This is a genomic window from Niabella insulisoli (assembly GCF_039652435.2).
Classification (GTDB): Bacteria; Bacteroidota; Bacteroidia; order Chitinophagales; family Chitinophagaceae; genus Niabella; species Niabella insulamsoli.
Genome location: NZ_CP190246.1, coordinates 1,281,869 through 1,299,350 on the forward strand (window position 1 = coordinate 1,281,869; position 17,482 = coordinate 1,299,350).

Annotated in this window: 14 protein-coding genes; 8 read left to right on the forward strand and 6 right to left on the reverse strand. The window is 45.9% G+C overall.

Annotation, left to right across the window (positions count from 1 at the left end; all coding sequences use genetic code 11):
• Positions 1-225: 225 nt before the first annotated feature.
• A complete protein-coding gene (locus tag ABDK00_RS05460; protein ID WP_346238867.1) occupies positions 226-1,503 on the reverse strand; it encodes a carboxypeptidase-like regulatory domain-containing protein in 1,278 nt (425 codons plus the stop codon).
• Positions 1,490-2,041, reverse strand: coding sequence for a sigma-70 family RNA polymerase sigma factor (locus ABDK00_RS05465; protein ID WP_346238868.1), 552 nt, complete (start codon positions 2,039-2,041; stop codon positions 1,490-1,492). The genes ABDK00_RS05460 and ABDK00_RS05465 overlap by 14 nt, the downstream gene beginning before the upstream one ends.
• A gap of 280 nt (positions 2,042-2,321) precedes the next feature.
• Here ABDK00_RS05465 and ABDK00_RS05470 point away from each other — a divergent pair, with 280 nt between their 5' ends.
• The 3 genes from ABDK00_RS05470 (at position 2,322) to ABDK00_RS05480 (ending at position 5,599) form a co-directional block, all read left to right on the forward strand.
• Complete coding sequence (locus tag ABDK00_RS05470; protein WP_346238869.1) at positions 2,322-4,268, forward strand: vWA domain-containing protein; 1,947 nt, start codon at positions 2,322-2,324, stop codon at positions 4,266-4,268.
• 139 nt (positions 4,269-4,407) lie between these two features.
• Positions 4,408-5,124 (forward strand): porin family protein, encoded by a 717-nt coding sequence (locus ABDK00_RS05475; protein WP_346238870.1) that lies wholly within the window; start codon positions 4,408-4,410, stop codon positions 5,122-5,124.
• Positions 5,125-5,191: 67 nt separating this feature from the next.
• Positions 5,192-5,599 carry a hypothetical protein gene (locus tag ABDK00_RS05480; protein ID WP_346238871.1) on the forward strand — a complete coding sequence of 136 codons (408 nt, stop codon included), beginning with the start codon at positions 5,192-5,194 and terminating at the stop codon, positions 5,597-5,599.
• Here the strand turns inward: ABDK00_RS05480 and ABDK00_RS05485 are convergent.
• Together ABDK00_RS05485 and rocD are read right to left on the reverse strand one after the other, a co-directional pair.
• Positions 5,596-6,204 carry a VIT1/CCC1 transporter family protein gene (locus tag ABDK00_RS05485; protein WP_346238872.1) on the reverse strand — a complete coding sequence of 203 codons (609 nt, stop codon included), beginning with the start codon at positions 6,202-6,204 and terminating at the stop codon, positions 5,596-5,598. The genes ABDK00_RS05480 and ABDK00_RS05485 overlap by 4 nt on opposite strands.
• Complete coding sequence (gene rocD / locus ABDK00_RS05490) at positions 6,197-7,429, reverse strand: ornithine--oxo-acid transaminase (protein ID WP_346238873.1); 1,233 nt, start codon at positions 7,427-7,429, stop codon at positions 6,197-6,199. Before rocD ends, ABDK00_RS05485 begins: the two co-directional genes overlap by 8 nt.
• A gap of 222 nt (positions 7,430-7,651) precedes the next feature.
• Between rocD and ABDK00_RS05495 the strand changes: the two genes are divergently transcribed.
• On the forward strand, positions 7,652-8,521 hold the full coding sequence (locus tag ABDK00_RS05495) for an alpha/beta hydrolase (protein ID WP_346238874.1): 870 nt from the start codon (positions 7,652-7,654) through the stop codon (positions 8,519-8,521).
• 9 nt (positions 8,522-8,530) lie between these two features.
• On the forward strand, positions 8,531-9,787 hold the full coding sequence (locus ABDK00_RS05500; protein ID WP_425474797.1) for a replication-associated recombination protein A: 1,257 nt from the start codon (positions 8,531-8,533) through the stop codon (positions 9,785-9,787).
• Positions 9,788-9,868: 81 nt separating this feature from the next.
• On the opposite strand, the gene ABDK00_RS05505 is transcribed toward ABDK00_RS05500, so the two are convergent.
• On the reverse strand, positions 9,869-12,238 hold the full coding sequence (locus tag ABDK00_RS05505) for a S9 family peptidase (RefSeq protein WP_346238875.1): 2,370 nt from the start codon (positions 12,236-12,238) through the stop codon (positions 9,869-9,871).
• Positions 12,239-12,329: 91 nt separating this feature from the next.
• Between ABDK00_RS05505 and ABDK00_RS05510 the strand changes: the two genes are divergently transcribed.
• Positions 12,330-12,773 carry a GNAT family N-acetyltransferase gene (locus ABDK00_RS05510; RefSeq protein WP_346238876.1) on the forward strand — a complete coding sequence of 148 codons (444 nt, stop codon included), beginning with the start codon at positions 12,330-12,332 and terminating at the stop codon, positions 12,771-12,773.
• Here ABDK00_RS05510 and uvrA read toward each other — a convergent pair.
• Positions 12,770-15,616 (reverse strand): excinuclease ABC subunit UvrA, encoded by a 2,847-nt coding sequence (gene uvrA, locus ABDK00_RS05515; RefSeq protein WP_346238877.1) that lies wholly within the window; start codon positions 15,614-15,616, stop codon positions 12,770-12,772. The genes ABDK00_RS05510 and uvrA overlap by 4 nt on opposite strands.
• Before the next feature lie 231 nt (positions 15,617-15,847).
• On the opposite strand from uvrA, the gene ABDK00_RS05520 reads away from it, so the two are divergent.
• Together ABDK00_RS05520 and ABDK00_RS05525 are read left to right on the forward strand one after the other, a co-directional pair.
• Positions 15,848-16,558, forward strand: a complete 711-nt coding sequence (locus ABDK00_RS05520) for a hypothetical protein (RefSeq protein WP_346238878.1) — start codon at positions 15,848-15,850, stop codon at positions 16,556-16,558.
• A 190-nt stretch (positions 16,559-16,748) separates the two neighbouring features.
• Positions 16,749-17,426, forward strand: a complete 678-nt coding sequence (locus tag ABDK00_RS05525) for an OmpA family protein (protein WP_346238879.1) — start codon at positions 16,749-16,751, stop codon at positions 17,424-17,426.
• The last annotated feature ends 56 nt before the right edge of the window (positions 17,427-17,482 follow it).

Consider the following 17,482-nt stretch of genomic DNA (forward strand, 5'->3'; position numbering starts at 1 on the left):
GGGGAAATTCTAAAAAGCGCGCAACGATATTTATATGAAATTAAAATTTAGATAAAATTAAGAATAAACGGCCTCCCGATTTGGCTTTTTAGGCGAACGCTAACCTGTCCCCTACCCCATGGGGGAGATGCATTTAAAGAGTAAGTTTGAAAAAATTACGGGGCAGCGTAGGCGCTTTTTAGCGGTAAACTGTTATAATGGCAGTGTCGGTAAAGCGTTGAATTTTTAGTTCACTTCAATTTTTACCAGCGCGTTTTTGTCGAGTTTGAAATTTTTCCACTTGGACTTTTTGATGAATTCGATGGCCTTGCGCGTTAAAATTTCATCCGGGCTTTCCACGATGGTGAAATCGACGGGGTCGCCATTATCGTCCACGGTAAATTTGATCTGGAGGGTTTTAGTGGCTTTGGATTGATCCACTCCCAGGTTGCTGCTCAGGTCTTGGTAAAATGCTTTCCAACCTTCTTCGGGGTAAATGACTTCGTTTTTCGCCTGGGTGGTTTGCTCTCTGAATTTTCGGAAGTCGCCCAATTTATTCCGTTCTTTTTTGGGGGCTCCGTAGCCAACGATGACCGGCTCATCAAGCCGTGTTTGTTCTCGCTCCAGCTGGATATTGTTGGTGCGGGCGTTCGAAAGTGTTGCAACGGTTTGCTGATATCCCGCCAGTGACACCACTGCTTTTAGATTCGAGTCAGCCGCTGCCGAAAGTGCAAATTTGCCCTCTGAGTTGGCAACCGCTGCCTGGTTAGGCTTAACCGAAATGGTAGCATGCTCAAGCGGCTTTCCTTCTTTGTCCGTTACTTTTCCTGAAATAAGACGCGAACTAAGCGCTTGGGCGCCCTGCGGAAAGGCTAAGTTGGACCGATCGTAACGCTTCTGACGGAGCGTTAATGGATTTTTTAACGAAAGTTGGGCAGCCACATTATTGTCAGCGACGGCCGCCGGGGCCTGAGCAGCGATCGTTGGCTGTGGCTCCGTTGGCGGTTTTACAACTGCTTCAACAGACTTTGGCTTTGCCCGCCGCCGCTGTGGTTTAGCATCGGAGGGCGCTGTAACGGCCGCCTCCGGGGCAGGGGTTACTTCCGTTTTAACAATTTCGGGTAGGGCCGGGGTCGGGGATTTTTCAGTGGGTTGTACCGCCGCAATGGGCTGTTTGGGGCTGGTTTCGGGAGTTCGCTGTGTAAACCACCAAACGCTTCCGGCGATGAGGCCGATGCTGCAGGCGGCGGTCAGTAATCGCCAGCCTCTGTTCCGCCGTTCCGGGAGGGATATCACCGGGTGTTCTTTTTCGGTAGTTCCCAGGATGGCGCTTTTTATTTCATTCAAATGTTTGTCAGCAACGGCCGGATCCGCTTTGCGGAAGCCGTCGATTGCATCCGCCAGCAGCGGGTCTTTTAGCGCAGCTTTTTCTATATCGTGCATTTCCTGCGCGCTCATGCTGCCGCTCAGATACCTTTTAATATCTTCCGGCCCATAAAACGGATATGTGTTATTGTGCTGCATGCTGCTCCATACAAATTTTAAGGTTGCGGCGGCCGTTTTGAATCAGGCTGCGTACTTTGTTCCAGTCCAGGCCGGTAGCCGCTGTTATTTCATTGTAGCATTTATTGTCATAATAAAATAGCTTGATGCTGCTTTTTTGCTCCGCCGGTAATTTTTCAATACAATTTTCCAGCCGTTTAAAGGCGGCTTCTTTTTCAATAATACGATCCAGATGCGTGAAATCGTCCGATTGCACAGTATGCTGTTCTAAATTTACCGTAATATGTTTTTTCGCGCTGCGTAATTGCATCAGGCAATAATTCTTAGTGAGCACATACGCCCAGCTTTTAAAATTCTGGATCTCATGCTGAGGTACTTTTCTTAGCAATTCCTGGTAAATATTCATCACGGCGTCTTTAGCATCGTCCGCGTTTTCGAGATATTTATAACAAACACCATATAATAATTCACTATAGCGCAGGTAAAGTTCCGCCAGAGAGTGCTGATTGCCCGTTTGTTTAAAATCGAGCAAAAGCGCCTCGTCTGAAGCTTCTTTCAATGACGGTATTTTAAAAACTTGTGTCAAATAGTTACAACGGGCTTTAAGTCAAAAGTCCTTATCCGCGTTCCATCTCCCTGTGTATCCCGATGATGCAAAAATGCCGCGGATTACACAACTAAGATAAATTTTTTATTTCAGGATTATTTCTGTGTAATGCTAAGTGAGGCAGCATCCTTTTGTAAACCACCAATATAAATTTTATTTATAAAAACAGGGGAATGAAAATTTTATACCTGATAAGTTCCATTCGACCTATAAAACCATAAAAAATTTACGAATGAAAAACCTGAAATTATTAGGCTGCCTTTTTTTGGCAGCAACAATGGCCTCGTTCGCTCTGCGAACCGACGAGGTGACCGGCAAAGTCGTAGATGCCCAACAGGCGCCTGTTTCGAATGCCACGGTGCAGGAAAAAGGCAGTTCCAACGTCGTATCTACGGATGCTAACGGCAATTTTAGTATAGCGATATCGGGTAAAACCGCCCGGTTGATCGTTACAGCCGTCGGCTACGCTCAAAAGGAAGTGGAAGTGCGTGCAGGTGAAAAAACAACCATTGTAATTGGCTCGCCTGCCCAGACTTTAAACGAGGTGGTCGTGGTAGGTTATGGGACGACGCATAAGCGGGCGATAACCGGGGGCGCTGCGTTGCTGCCCGTGACACGGTCTGCAAGTGTCAATAATTTTTCCCGACGCCCCGCGCCGGGAGCTGGCATTAAGCTTGATCGCCGCAAAGCGGATTTCGATAGGGAAGGATATGATGCCATTGAGGAAAACAGTTTTTTAAAGGTGACAGATAATCCGCTGTCAACTTTTTCCATAGATGTGGATGGCGCTTCTTACAGTAATATCAGAAGGTTTATTAATGAGGGGACATTACCTCCTGCGGGCGCAGTGCGCATAGAAGAAATGATCAACTATTTTACTTATACATATCCACAGCCTGACGGCGACAAGCCGTTTAGCATTAACACGGAGTATACCGCCTGTCCGTGGAATGAAAAGCACCACCTGGTTTCCATTGGATTGCAGGGAAAGAAAATCCCGGTGGACCATCTGCCCGCGGCTAATATTGTTTTTCTGATCGATGTGAGCGGCAGTATGTCCTCGCCCGACAAGCTGCCCCTCGTCCAGGCTTCCATGAAACTTTTAGCCGATCAATTGAGGCCGCAGGATAAGATAGCCATCGTTGTTTATGCCGGAAGCGCGGGCGTTGTCTTGCCGGCGACCGACGGAAATGCGCCTGCCAAAATTAAAGATGCCATCGACAGGTTGCAGGCGGGCGGTTCTACTGCGGGTGGCGCCGGCATTGAGCTGGCCTACAAAATAGCGGCTGAAAATTTTGTAAAGAATGGCAATAACCGTATAGTGCTTTGCACCGATGGAGATTTTAATGTGGGCCAAAGCAGCGATGATGAGTTGGAGCGCATGATCGAGGAGAAAAGAAAAACCGGCATATTTCTGACAGTGCTTGGGTTTGGCACCGGCAACTACCAGGATGCAAAAATGCAGAAACTGGCGGATAAAGGAAATGGCAATCACGCCTATATTGATCAATTGGGCGAAGCAAAAAAAGTGTTGATCCACCAGTTTGGCGGAACGATGTTTACTATTGCAAAAGATGTCAAGTTACAAATAGAATTTAACCCGGCGAAAGTGCAGGGATATCGGCTTATCGGGTATGAAAACCGCATGTTGGCCAGTGACGATTTTAATGATGATAAAAAAGACGCTGGTGAAATGGGCAGCGGCCACTCCGTTACCGCCTTATATGAAATCATTCCAGCGGGCGTGGATGCACCAGAACTAAAATCGGTCGATCCTTTAAAATACCAGCAAAAGAAAATGACAGGTTCGGATTTTAATAATAGTGAGGAAGTGATGACGGTTAAATTCAGGTATAAAAAGCCGGATGGTGATAAAAGTTTGCTGTTGCAACAAACGATTACTGGTCAACCCGTTTCGTTTGCCCGCTCAACCCCAAATACACAGCTCGCCGCAGGCCTGGCTCAATTTGGAATGCTGCTTCGCAATTCGGCTTACAAAGGAAAGAGTAACTATACTTCGACGCAGCAACTCATTGCTACAGTGGCTGAAGACGATAAAGAAGGGTATAGGAAAGAGTTGCTAATGCTCATTAAAAAAGCGGGCACAATGGCCGCTGCCAACTCGGAGCAGACTAAAAAGCAGCGGGACCGTTCCATTGATTTTCTTTCTTATAAATAAATATTTTCTTTTTAAATTATTGTTTAGTAATATTTTATATAATTTTTTTTTGCTTTTAGTGTTAGTGAAGCAAATTTTGGCACAGTATTTTTATACTGTAGAGCGAAAATTTAATCCAAGGTTAATTTAAATGAAGATTATGAAAATGAAAATGATTATCGGAGCGGTGGCGATGCTGGCTACTGCAAGTGCTGTAAATGCCCAGGGTTTTACAGAAGCAAAATTCGGAATTAAAGGTGGTTGGAACTCTACTAATATCACCAATTCAAAAGAAGGAAATATCGACGACAACAACCGGTTGAACACGTTCAATGCCGGTGTGGTGGGCGTAATCCCTTTGGGTTCTACGTTCTCGATCAGAACAGGCCTTGATCTGCAGTCAAAAGGTACGGAGTCAACGACTACTTTGGTTGACGAGGTAAAAACAACGTATAAAGTCAATCCCATGTATCTGGAGCTGCCGGTGAATGTTGCGGTGATGTTACCGTTCAACGAAAAAGTAAAAGCGTATATCGGAGCAGGTCCTTATGCGGCTGTTGGTATTGCAGGCAAGATTAAAACGATGACTGAAGTGGGTGGCGTAACGGATGAAACCTCTCGTAGCATCGAATGGGGAAATGACAATCCGCTTGCAGAAGACGCTTCAGATCAGGAAGGACAGGTTGGTTCCGGCCAGTTCAAAAGATTTGACTTTGGCGCCAACATCGTAGGTGGTATAGATTTCGGTCGTTTTGGCGTACATGCGCAATATGGTATTGGTTTAACCAATAGTGTACCTGGTCAGACTACTGATAACAATGCCAACAAAAGTAACCAGCATCGCGCTTTGGGCGTGAGTGGTGTGTTCTACTTTTAAATCAATTTAGGCGATTTTTTTAGAAATGAGCGTGTCGGTAAGGCGCGCTCATTTATTTTTGCAGCCTATGAACCGTTCATTAATTTTTTGTGTGTTGGCAGCTATTTTATTGATTGTCGCCTGTTTTATGCCCTGGATGAGGATCGAAACGCCGGCGTTGACTATTTCGGGCGTGGATACCGCCGGAACCAGGTATGGTAAACCGGCGCTGACTCATTTTGTGCTCGTGGCGTTGATACTGCTTTTCACATTCGTGCCCAAAATCTGGGCTAAGAGAATCAATCTGCTTTTTGCCGCATTAAATCTGGCATGGGCGATTAGAAATTTTGGCGTTATTCCGCGTTGCGAAGCCGGCATTTGCCCCGAAAAAATGCCGGGTATTTATCTGGTATTATTAGCCAGCATCGTCTTGTTGATAGCCGCGCTTTTTCCTAAAGAACCCCAGCAAAAAGCCGCTGAAAAGCAAACCGGTTAAAAGAGGCCGCCGGCGTAGTAGGCCGCAAAGGCCGCCGCCATGCCCGACAACGAGATAATCAGGAAGCCACTTAACGGTTTTTGATTGGAAAACTTGTATTTGTAAAAACCCAAAACGCCTAAGAGGATAAAAGGAAAAAAAAGTCCGGCATAATCGGGCAGCTCGAAAAAATAGCAATTGAGTATTGTCGCGAGCCCGCCGAGCAGAAATCCACCCAATATCGATAAACCATAAACTTTGGGCGACAGATCGCCGGTCGCATTACTGCCTTCTTTCCATTCCTGTTCCCATAGTTGCGCTTCCGCCACCGAATCCGTTACCATTGCCTGTCTCAGGTTTTCGTCAATGTCCAGCGTTTGGTAAATCTTCAGGATTTTGCTCTCGCCTTCATGCTGTTCCAATTCATCTTTTCGGGTGTAATAAGCGCCTAAGCCGAGAAGAACGGAAACGAATACCAACGCCGCACCCAGTGAAAGATAAATTTTGGATGCGCTCATGCCGCTGCCTGTAAAAAAGCAGGCAAGTGCGAGCATTATGATCACGCCTTCAATTAAACCCACTAAAAGGGCCGGCAGAAAATTATATGAGGGTTTTGACTTACTCAAATGTTTGCAGGGTTTGCTGAATGATAACAATACATGCACTTAATTGTTCTTCCGTAATGGTAAGCGGCGGTGCAAAGCGAATTTTGTCGCCGTGAGTAGGCTTGGCCAATAGGCCTTTTTGGCTCATGGCCACACAGATATTCCAGGCCATATTGGGATCGGTGCTGTTAATCTCTATGGCATTCAAAAGGCCTTTGCCGCGAATGGTTTTAATAAGGGGCGACTGCAATTTTTCCAGTGCGTCCCTGAAAAATTGTCCCAGCCTTTCTGCCTGTTCCGCCATGTTTTCGTCTACCAAAACCTGTAGCGCTGCAACCGCGGTAACGCTCGCTAAAGGATTGCCGCCAAAAGTAGAACCATGCTCGCCGGGCCGGATAGTAAGCATGATATCATCGTCGGCCAAAACAGCGCTGATCGGCATCATACCGCCGCTTAAGGCTTTGCCGAGCAACACGATATCCGGCCGCACGTTTTCATGATCGCAGGCCAGCATCTTACCCGTGCGGCCAAGCCCTGTTTGGATTTCATCCGCAATAAACAGTACATTATATTTTTCACATAATGCTTTCGCTTTTGACAAATAGCCCTCATCCGGCACGAAAACGCCGGCTTCTCCCTGTATCGGTTCGACTAAAAATCCGGCGATATCAGCATCGCGCTGTAGCAGGTTTTCGAGTGCCTGCAAATCGTTGTAAGGAATATTTATAAATCCGCTACTAAAGGGGCCGAAATGATTTTTTGCGGAAGGGTCGCTGCTAAAAGAAATGACGGTAGTCGTACGCCCGTGAAAATTGTGATCGCACACGATAATAGTGGCTTTATTTTCTTTAACACCCTTTTTTTCGTAAGCCCATTTACGACAAAGTTTAATCGCTGTTTCTACAGCTTCCACGCCCGTGTTCATCGGCAAAACCTTATCGTAGCCAAATAATCGGGTAATATACGATGCAAACACACCGAGCTGGTCGTTATAAAAAGCGCGGCTGGTTAAAGTCAGGCGTTGCGCCTGATGGGCAAACGCCTCCAGTATCCGGGGGTGGCAATGGCCCTGGTTGACAGAAGAGTATCCGCTTAGGAAATCGTAGTACTTTTTTCCTTCGACATCCCAAACATAGACGCCTGCGCCGCGTGTTAAAACTACCGGCAAGGGATGATAGTTGTGCGCCCCATATTGCGCTTCCAAATCTATAAAATAGGCTGATTTTTGATCAATAGTTTCAGGCATATCAAATCTTTTTTTGAATAGAAATTACAAACTCCGACAACAATGAGAAAGCATGTCAGTGATTAAGCAGGTCGAGATGCTGCTTTAAAAGAGATGATATTTTTTTTTGAGGCTCTATGTCGCAAAGAAAAGCGAAATTGCATAAAATATCAAATGCTTTTAACGCGCCCTCACAGATGGCAGGTAAAAGCAGGCGCCGGATAACGAACAAAAGCTGTCCTCATGAAACAAAGTATTATCCTATTTCTTTTTGCCGCTTTTTTTTCCTGCTCAAAGGATGAGGCGATTGAAAGGCCGGAACCTCCGCCTTCCGGTTTGCAGGCAGAGACGCTCACGAATGTAGCCTATGATAATGATCCATTGCAAAAAATGGATATTTACCTGCCTGAAAATAGAACAGTTGTGCAAACTAAAGTGCTGGTGCTTATTCATGGCGGGGCCTGGTCATCGGGCGATAAGGCAGATTTTACCAGTTTTATTTCAGAGTTTAAAGAACTGCTGCCCGATTATGCGATTTTTAATATCAATTACCGGCTATCAACGGGCTTTTCCAACAATTTTCCCACGCAGGAAAATGATCTGAAAACGGCGGTGGATTTTATCTACGATCATCGCGCAAAATATGTCATCTCGGATAAATGGGTTTTGGCTGGCGTAAGTTCCGGCGCTCATCTGGCCTTGCTTCAAAGCTATAAAAATTCCGCGCCTGTAAAGCCGAGGGCTGTGATTGATTTTTTTGGCCCTGTAGACATGGTGGCCTTATACCAGTTTTACAGCAGCGATCCTGCGCTTGCGTTCGGACTTCGGTTGCTGATGACGGGTACGCCTTTTCAAAAACCGGATGTGTATCGCAATAGCAGCCCTATTCAATTTGTAAATGCGAATACACCTCCCACCATTATCTTTCATGGGGGGGTGGATGACGTGGTACCGAAGGAGCAATCCTTTGCATTGCGGGCCAGGTTAGATCAGTTCAATGTGCCCAACGAGCTCGTATTTTATGCCAACCAAACGCATGGGTGGTCCGACCCTGCGATTCTAAATGATAGCTTTAAAAAAATTGAAGCTTTTTTAAAAGCCAATGTGCGCTAAATTCGCCGCATGATGCCTCCATTAGCAGAGCGGGTAAGGCCTCGCGCCCTCGAAGATGTAGTTGGTCAGCAACACCTGATCGGCCCCGGCAGCATTTTGAGAAGATCTGTCGAAAATCAATCTATAGGTTCTATCATTTTTTGGGGACCGCCGGGCACCGGCAAAACCACGCTCGCGCATATCATCGCCAGCCAGTTGTCGGTTTCTTTCTTTTCGCTGAGCGCCGTAAATGCTGGTGTAAAAGAAGTCAGGGAAGTGATAGAGAAAGCCAGGCATGAATACCGCAGCATTTTGTTTATTGATGAAATTCATCGCTTTAATAAAAGTCAGCAGGACGCCTTATTACACGCAGTGGAAAAGGGAACCATCACCCTGATCGGAGCCACGACAGAAAACCCTTCCTTTGAAGTCAACAGCGCGCTGCTGAGCCGCTGCCAGGTGTATGTGTTGAAACCGTTAACCGAAGCAGACCTGATACAGCTTTTGCATAAAACGATTAAGGAAGATGAGGCGCTGAAAAAAAAGAAGATCGTTTTAAAAGAAACAGATGCATTAATTCAGATCAGCGGCGGAGACGCAAGAAAGTTATTGAACCTGCTCGAATTGGTTTGCAATACAGCCAAGCAAAAAGTAGAAGTGACCGACGCCCTCGTAATGGATGTCGCTCAAAAAAAAGTGGCCTTATATGATAAAAGCGGCGAGCAGCATTATGATATTATTTCTGCGTTTATAAAATCCATCCGCGGCAGCGACCCCAATGCGGCTGTGTATTGGTTGGCCCGCATGATAGAGGGTGGCGAGGATGTGAAATTTATCGCGCGGCGTTTGGTGATATTGGCCAGCGAAGATATTGGTAATGCTAATCCCAATGCGCTTTTGCTGGCGAACGCTACTTTTGAAGCTGTTAATAAAATCGGCCACCCCGAATCGAGGATTATCCTGTCGCAATGCGCGGTTTATCTCGCGGCCTCGCCGAAAAGCAATGCTTCTTACATGGCCATTAACGAAGCTATGTCCGCCGTGCAACAATACGGCGATTTGCCCGTTCCGCTGCACATACGAAATGCGCCCACCCGGCTGATGAAGCAATTGAATTATGGCAAAGGTTATCAGTATGCGCACAGCTACGATAATAATTTCTCCGAACAGGAATATTTGCCTGAAAAACTGGCTGGGACTAAGTTTTATGAGCCCGGTGACAATCCGCGCGAAATGGAACTGCGTAATTATTTAAAGAAGTTATGGAAAGAAAAGTATGGATATTAGCGGCGAAGGCGGACCCGCTCGCCTCGAAGTAGTGGCGTCCCAAAGGGATGTATCTTTTAAGTAAACTGTTTCCCAGAGCATTTATTTTTTCAGAACAGTTTCAAACAGTTTAAAAATGCGTTTATATTCATCGGTCCAGCTACTGGGTTCAATAAAGCCGTGGCCTTCCATCGGGTAAGATGCCAGTTCCCAATTGTCTTTGCCCAGTTCGATCAGGCGTTGCGAAAGTTTTACCGCATCCTGAAAATGAACATTCACGTCTACCATGCCATGGCATATCAATAAATGCCCTTTAAGGCCGTTGGCAAAATAAATAGGGGAGCTGCGGTAATAAGCCAGGCTGTCAGCGTAGGGTTCATTTAATATATTTGAGGTGTAACCGTGATTGTAGTTGGCCCAATCGGTAACAGGCCTTAAAGCGGCACCGGCGGCAAACACATCAGGCTTTGTAAACATGGCCATCAGCGAAATAAAACCGCCGTATGAACCTCCATACAGGCCAACGCGCCGGGGATTAACGTTGAAATTTTCAACCAGGTATTTTACAGCGTCCACATGGTCGCTCAGGTCTTTTCCTCCCATGTGGCGGTAAATGCCGGTCCGCCAATCACGGCCATAACCGGCGCTCGCGCGGTAATCGATATCCATTACATAATATCCGTTGTCGGCCAACAAATTGTTGAACATATATTCCCTGAAATAGCTGCTCCACCATTTATGCGCATTTTGAAGATACCCGGCGCCATGAACGAACAAAACTGCCGGCCTTTCGGGATGCGGATGGGCAGGTTTGTAAACACGCGCATGAACTTTAGCCCCGTCAGCGGCCGTAAAAGTAATCACTTCCGGATCGCGCCAGGCGTAAGATTTAAATGCATCGCTTTGGGCTTTAAAGGTAATTTGCTGAGCTGCGGCGCCAGGTTTGTTGGGCTGAAGATATAATTCCCATGGCTTGTTTGAATAAGAATGAAGCAGCGCGATATATTGTTCGTTCGGCGAAAGTTCCACTTCGTTGGCGCCGGTCATTTGCGTGATTCTTTCTTGTTTTCCGCTGGCGATCAGTAGCCGGTAAAAATGCTTCTCTCCCGGATGCACTTCATTGGTCGTAATAAAAAAGCTCTTTTTATCTTTTGATAAAATGGCTTGCTGAACTTCATAGGAGCCCGAAGTCAATGGCCGCTTTTTTAAAGTTTGAACGTTGACGGTATATAAATGCGCATAGCCGGTTGCTTCCGATTGAAACCAGCAATCTTCCTCACTAATCCATCCGACATTGCCGCTATGAATGCCCGGGCCGCCAATCCAGGCATCGTCATGCTGCCGGTCCAATAAAGTGAGCTCGTTGGTGTCCATGTTCCAAAGCATCAACCAACGGTCTTTATTGTCGTCAGCATAGATATCAACCACGGCATGTCGTCCTTTTCGCGACCAGGAAATGCCGCCTACTGTCACATTTCGCAGGCTGCTGTCTTTTTTTCGTTTTGCAAGGGAAGGAGGATAATCCGTTAGATAAGAAGGTAGGTCGGGTATGCCGGGAATAGCCGCAACAGGCAGCGATAGTACGGTGTCTTTTTTACGATCGAAAATAAAAAAGCGGGAGACGCCCTGCTCGGCACCCACTTTGGTGCGTCCGAAAATATCCGTTGTGTAACCGCTTTCGGTAATATAATTTGGGATGATTGTATTTCTGGTTTGGGCTGATTTAAAAACGCGATAGCTTACAAATCGCCCGTCCGGGCTAATGCTCAGGCCGCGCACAGCACCTTCTGGAACAAAAAGATAGCGGAGTGGTTTTTCTTTCGGCAGCGCATTGCGGTAAGCTTCACTGGTGTCATTTTTTATCTTTCTTTCACGCAAAACCTCAAAATGCTGAAGTTGATCTTTGTTTAGCCATTTTTCTGCTGCCCCTGTGTTTTTGGCCGGTTCCGGATTTTTACGTGTAAAGCCGATATTGGTAAGCTGTTGCGTTTCGCCGGAATGGATATCCCAGGCGTAAAGATTAGATCCGCTTTTATACACAATTTTATCTTCGTTAAAACTGAATTGCGGGTCATTTTCACTTTCGATCGTTTGTGTAATCCTTTTGGTTTGACCTGATTTTAAATCAGCAAAAAAAATATCTCCATTCTTCTCAAAAACATACTGGCTGCGCCTTTCATTATAAACATAGGCGCCGGGTGGAGATAAAAATTGTCGTTGGGCGACCGTAGCTTTTTGGGGCGTCGTATTTTTTAACGTAATAAAATAAAGTGAATCTGCAGGCAACTGGTCGGGGTTCCATAAAAAAAATAATGTATCACCGGCGCGGTTCCATTGTAGTTGAGAAGGAGACGTACCCATCCATTTGGGGTCTCTCATAATTTTTTCAACAGTCAGCGGTTTTAGGTCATACTGCGCGAATGAAGGGCTGATCCATCCCGCCAGTAAAAACATCAAAAGAAATTTATGCATTTGCAAAGCTTTAGAGCCGTAAATTTAGTCGTTTGCTGCTTATTTTTATAGGGGCTATTAAAACAAAAAGATTGATTAAACATTGAGGAATATGATGAACTGGATCAGGAAGCCATTTGAAAAGCTTGCGCTCACTGAATTGTACGATATTTTGCAATTGCGCAGCGAAGTCTTTGTGGTAGAACAGCATTGCTTTTACCAGGATGTGGATGGTAAAGATGTGAAAGGCTGGCACCTGATGGGCTACCAAGAGGGCGTGCTCGTCGCCTATGCCCGGTTGCTGCCGCCGGGACTGAGCTATGCAGAACAGTCGATCGGCCGCGTGGTGCTCAAAAAAGAAGTGCGCAACGGCGGCTTAGGCAAACTGTTGATGCAGGAAAGTATCAGCGCCAGCCATGATGTTTATGGAAAAAAGCCCATAAAAATTGGCGCGCAGTTTCATCTTAAAAAATTTTATGAACTGCTGGGTTTTGAAGCCTGCAGCAAAATTTATGATGATGCAGGCATTGATCATATCGAAATGATCCTGGACTAAAGCGCTAATTCCGGTTTTAAATATTTCCCGGTGTAGCTTTCTTTGTTTTTAACCAATGCTTCCGGCGTTCCCTCAAACAAAATTTTTCCGCCGCCATCGCCGCCTTCAGGCCCGAGGTCAATGATGTGATCGGCGATTTTTATAACATCCATATTATGCTCGATGATCAACACCGTGTTGCCCCTGTCTGCCAGTTTATTTAATACCCTGATGAGGTGTTTTATATCTTCAAAATGCAGCCCTGTGGTGGGCTCATCCAGAATGTAAAACGTTTTGCCGGTATCTTTTTTTGAAAGTTCGGTGCTGAGTTTAACGCGCTGCGCCTCGCCGCCGCTGAGCGTTACCGCGCTTTGTCCCAGGGTAATATATCCCAGGCCCACGTCCTGCAGCGTTTTGATCTTCCGGTGAATATTAGGAACGGGTTGAAAAAATTCAACCGCGTCGTCAACAGTCATGTTTAAAACATCAGAGATTGATTTTCCTTTATACCGGATCTCAAGTGTTTCGCGGTTATATCTTTTGCCGTTACACTTTTCGCAGGGCACATACACATCGGGCAAGAAATTCATTTCGATGACGCGCATGCCGCCGCCCTCACAAACATCGCAACGGCCGGTTTTTACATTGAAAGAAAAACGGCCGGCATTATAACCCCTGATTTTTGCTTCGGGCACGGAGGCGAACAAAGTTCGGATATCGGTGAAAAATCCGCAATAAGTGGACGGGTTGCTACGCGGCGTGCGGCCAATGGGCGACTGATCTATTTCAACTACTTTGTCAATATGCTCCAGGCCTTTCACCGATCGGTGCGGCATGGGATGCATTTTGCTTGCGGGAAAACAATGGTTGCTCAGGATGGGGTAGAGCGTTTCATTGATAAGCGTTGATTTGCCGCTGCCACTGACGCCGGTCACCACAATCATTTTTCCGAGGGGGAATTTGGCGCTTACATTATTCAGGTTGTTTCCTGTAACGCCTTTTAGCTCTACAAATTTTCCGTTGCCGGCGCGCCTTTCCTGCGGCACTTCGATTTTCAAATGACCGTTCAGGTATCCTGCGGTGATGGTATCCAGTTTCAGTATTTCTTCAGGCGTGCCCTGAGCCACTACGCGCCCACCATGAAAGCCAGCGCGCGGCCCTATATCAATCAGATAATCGGCGGCTAACATAATATCTTTATCATGTTCCACCACCAAAACGCTATTCCCGATATCACGCAGGTTTTCGAGCGAGCTGATCAGCCGGTGATTGTCTCTTTGGTGTAGCCCGATCGAAGGTTCATCCAGAATATAAGTAATGCCCTGTAGTTGCGAGCCAATTTGGGTGGCCAGCCGGATGCGCTGCGATTCGCCGCCGCTTAGTGTGCGGCTGGGGCGGTTCAGTGAAAGGTAAGTAAGCCCTACATCAAGCAGGAAACCTAACCGTTCTCTTATTTCTTTCAGAATATCTTTGGCAATGGCATTCTGCTTTTTGGTAAGGCGAAGTTCGATGCCATCCAGCCAGGCCGCAAGATTATCGAGATTGAGGTTGCTTAAATACGCAATATTTTTGTGATCGATTTTGAACCATAAGCTTTCTTTTTTCAAACGCTCCCCGTCGCAGGAAGGGCAGTTTTGCAGCTCCATAAATTTTTCCACCCAATCGCGGAGGCTTTCGTTACTCTGCGGCGATAAATACCATCTTTTCAGCATCGGTATAATGCCTTCATAGCTGCCGGTATAATAATCAGGAATGGTTTCATCTGTGCCGTCGAGGTGAAGCGTTTGTTCGGCACCGCCATCGCCGTATAAAAGTAAATTCAGTTGCTCTTGCGGCAGGTCTTTTAATGGTTTGGACAGGCTGATTTTATGTTTTCGGCAAAAGGTTTCCACCTGCTGATACACGCTGGCGTTGCGCTCTTCGCCCAAAGGAGCGATGCCGCCCTGCCTGATGCTTTTGCCCATGTCCGGCACAATCGAATCCATGTGTATCACGGAGCTCGTGCCCAGGCCACGGCAAAAAGGGCAGGCGCCATAAGGCGAGTTAAAAGAGAAGGAGTTGGGTGAAGGTTCTTCGTAGCTGATGCCCGAATCTTCGCACATCAGCATTTTAGAATATTGGGTGATGCCGTTATCATCGTTTGCCAGCACAAACATCAAATCTTTGCCCAGTTTTAGCGCCTGCTGCACGCTCTGGCTCAACCGTGCTTTAAGATCATCTGTTACCTGCAAACGGTCCACGACAAGTTCAATGTCGTGAATTTTGTAGCGGTCTACCTGCATCTTGGCGGTAAGGTCTTTAATAACCCCGTCCACGCGTACTTTCAAAAACCCTTTCTTCCGAACATCTTCAAACAACTCGCGGTAGTGGCCTTTGCGTCCGCGAACAAGCGGCGCCAACACATTGATTTTTTGCAGATAAAATTTTTGGAAAATATTTTCTACAATTTCTTCTTCGCTCCATTTCACCATTTCTTTGCCCGTATTGTAAGAGTAAGCCTTGGCAACTCTGGCAAAAAAAAGCCTGAAAAAATCGTAAACCTCTGTCACAGTTCCTACGGTAGAACGCGGGTTTTTGTTCGTGGTTTTTTGTTCAATGGAAATAACCGGGGAAAGGCCGGTAATCTGATCCACGTCGGGGCGTTCCATATCACCGATAAACTGACGCGCGTAAGCGCCGAAAGTTTCCATATAACGCCGCTGTCCTTCCGAATAAATAGTGTCAAAAGCGAGGGAAGATTTTCCGCTGCCGCTGATACCTGTGATAACAACTAATTGATTCTTTGGGATGGATATATCGATGTTTTTAAGATTATGAACACGCGCGCCCGTGACCTCAATTTTATCTAAACCTTTCTTTTCCAATTTTTTGCTGATTTAAAGGAGTTTTGCCCTGTTTTTTGGGATTCATCGCCCCATTTCATAACTAAAATCTAAAATAAAGGTTTATTGAGCCATAAATAAATTTTTGGCATAATAATTTCTACCTCATCGATTGAGTTGCCGTGGAAATCCCCGTCAACTCTTTTATTATAATCAGGCAGGCCAAATGAACTGGTCGGGCTCTGGTTCCGTTAAACCGTAAAAAATAAAAAAATGAAGAGGAATTTTTTATTGACGCTGGCAGTTTCAGTATCATTCACCACAGCGTCATTAGCCCAGGTTTCCACCACTCCTGAAACGCCTAGAAATTACAAACCACAACCTAAAGAGTTGGCGCCCATGCCCGGCGAACTAACCGATGAAATGATTTTTCCGGTTTTAGGGCAATATGAATTTACCGACAAAGAAGGGAATGTAACCCCGGTTACCATCACCCGAGATAGCGAAAATAAAGGTGTCGTTTGGGTTAATGGCATGCCTGATGGTAAATTTAAGGCTGATTTGAGGGTGTCGCCTGCAACTTATAAAATACCATCTCAAAAGACACTTCAAAATGATATCGCCTCAGTTGAAGCCTCAACAGAAACAACAAGAGGAGTTGCCGCATCCGAGCAAAACAGATATTCCGGGAAATCTTTAAACGGCGGTACTTTATTGTTTGATTCAGCCAGTAATAAATTATATGTAAATGTGGGAGGGAAATTTGATGAAGAAAACCCGACTGCTATCTTTCCTGAATTAATGGCAAGCGACAGTGTGATGTATAACGCAGCTGCTGATATGGAAGAAAACAATGCGGTGGCAAAGCAAGATATGCCGCGCAAAAGCGATAAAAAGAAGGAAAAAGCAGCTCATAAAGGCACTACCTATATCCTCACAAAAGTGGTGGAAATGGCTGCTGCTCCGGTAGGGGAACTTCAATAAAATAATCGGGAGAACCCGCACAATATTAAAAAAGGGTTGCCGCTAAGGCAACCTTTTTCATTGGGCTCAAGTCTAAGATCAAACTCCGTTGGCATATAATTTGTTAACTGCTTAGCGGATTTCAGTCTTCTATTCCCCTGGCGTCATTCAGGTGTTCAATGACTTAAATCTTTAAAAATTAAAAACAAACATGATGAAGAACGTGAAGACAATTTTATTTGCTACGGCATTTGCGGGACTTACGCTCGCCGGTTGTGAATCAGCTACCCGAACTCAAAAAGGTGCAGCTATCGGAACAGGTGGCGGCGCTGCGATTGGTGCTGTAATTGGAAAAGCTGCGGGTAATACCGGTTTGGGCGCTATCATAGGCGCTGCTGTTGGCGGAACTGCAGGTGCTATTATTGGGAAAAAAATGGACAAACAGGCTGAAGAAATTAAGCAGGAAGTGCCAGGGGCGAAGGTAGAGCGCGTGGAAGAAGGTATTGTGGTAGAATTTAGCAGTGCGGTATTATTTGGATTTGATCAGGCGAAACTGACGGCGGCTTCTCAATCGACGCTTGATGACCTGATCACGATTCTAAACAAATATCCTGATACTGACGTGGAAATACAAGGCCATACCGATAATACGGGTACAGAAAAATACAACCAGGCTTTATCAGAAAGAAGAGCATCAGTAGTATCGAATTATTTAAGTGATAATGGGATTGCGCTCAACAGGCTGCATACCGTGGGTTATGGCTTACACAATCCAAAATATTCGAATGAAACAGCAGAAGGCCGTGCGCAAAATCGCCGTGTGGAATTTTTGATCACCGCCAACGAAAAAATGAAAAGTGACGCTGCTAAAGAAGCGGGCACAAATTAACTATTTCTTTTAAAGTAAACTGATTAGACGATCGTCTATGTGTTTATACAATTAAC

Coding starts and splice junctions, on each gene's coding strand:
- ABDK00_RS05480 (WP_346238871.1), top strand. CDS start 5,192: ATGAACCGTTCATTAATTTTTTGTGTGTTGGCAGCTATTTTATTGATT.
- ABDK00_RS05495 (WP_346238874.1), top strand. CDS start 7,652: ATGAAACAAAGTATTATCCTATTTCTTTTTGCCGCTTTTTTTTCCTGC.
- ABDK00_RS05475 (WP_346238870.1), top strand. CDS start 4,408: ATGAAAATGAAAATGATTATCGGAGCGGTGGCGATGCTGGCTACTGCA.
- ABDK00_RS05505 (WP_346238875.1), bottom strand. CDS start 12,238: ATGCATAAATTTCTTTTGATGTTTTTACTGGCGGGATGGATCAGCCCT.
- ABDK00_RS05520 (WP_346238878.1), top strand. CDS start 15,848: ATGAAGAGGAATTTTTTATTGACGCTGGCAGTTTCAGTATCATTCACC.
- ABDK00_RS05525 (WP_346238879.1), top strand. CDS start 16,749: ATGATGAAGAACGTGAAGACAATTTTATTTGCTACGGCATTTGCGGGA.
- ABDK00_RS05470 (WP_346238869.1), top strand. CDS start 2,322: ATGAAAAACCTGAAATTATTAGGCTGCCTTTTTTTGGCAGCAACAATG.
- rocD (WP_346238873.1), bottom strand. CDS start 7,429: ATGCCTGAAACTATTGATCAAAAATCAGCCTATTTTATAGATTTGGAA.
- ABDK00_RS05500 (WP_425474797.1), top strand. CDS start 8,531: ATGATGCCTCCATTAGCAGAGCGGGTAAGGCCTCGCGCCCTCGAAGAT.
- ABDK00_RS05460 (WP_346238867.1), bottom strand. CDS start 1,503: ATGCAGCACAATAACACATATCCGTTTTATGGGCCGGAAGATATTAAA.
- ABDK00_RS05510 (WP_346238876.1), top strand. CDS start 12,330: ATGATGAACTGGATCAGGAAGCCATTTGAAAAGCTTGCGCTCACTGAA.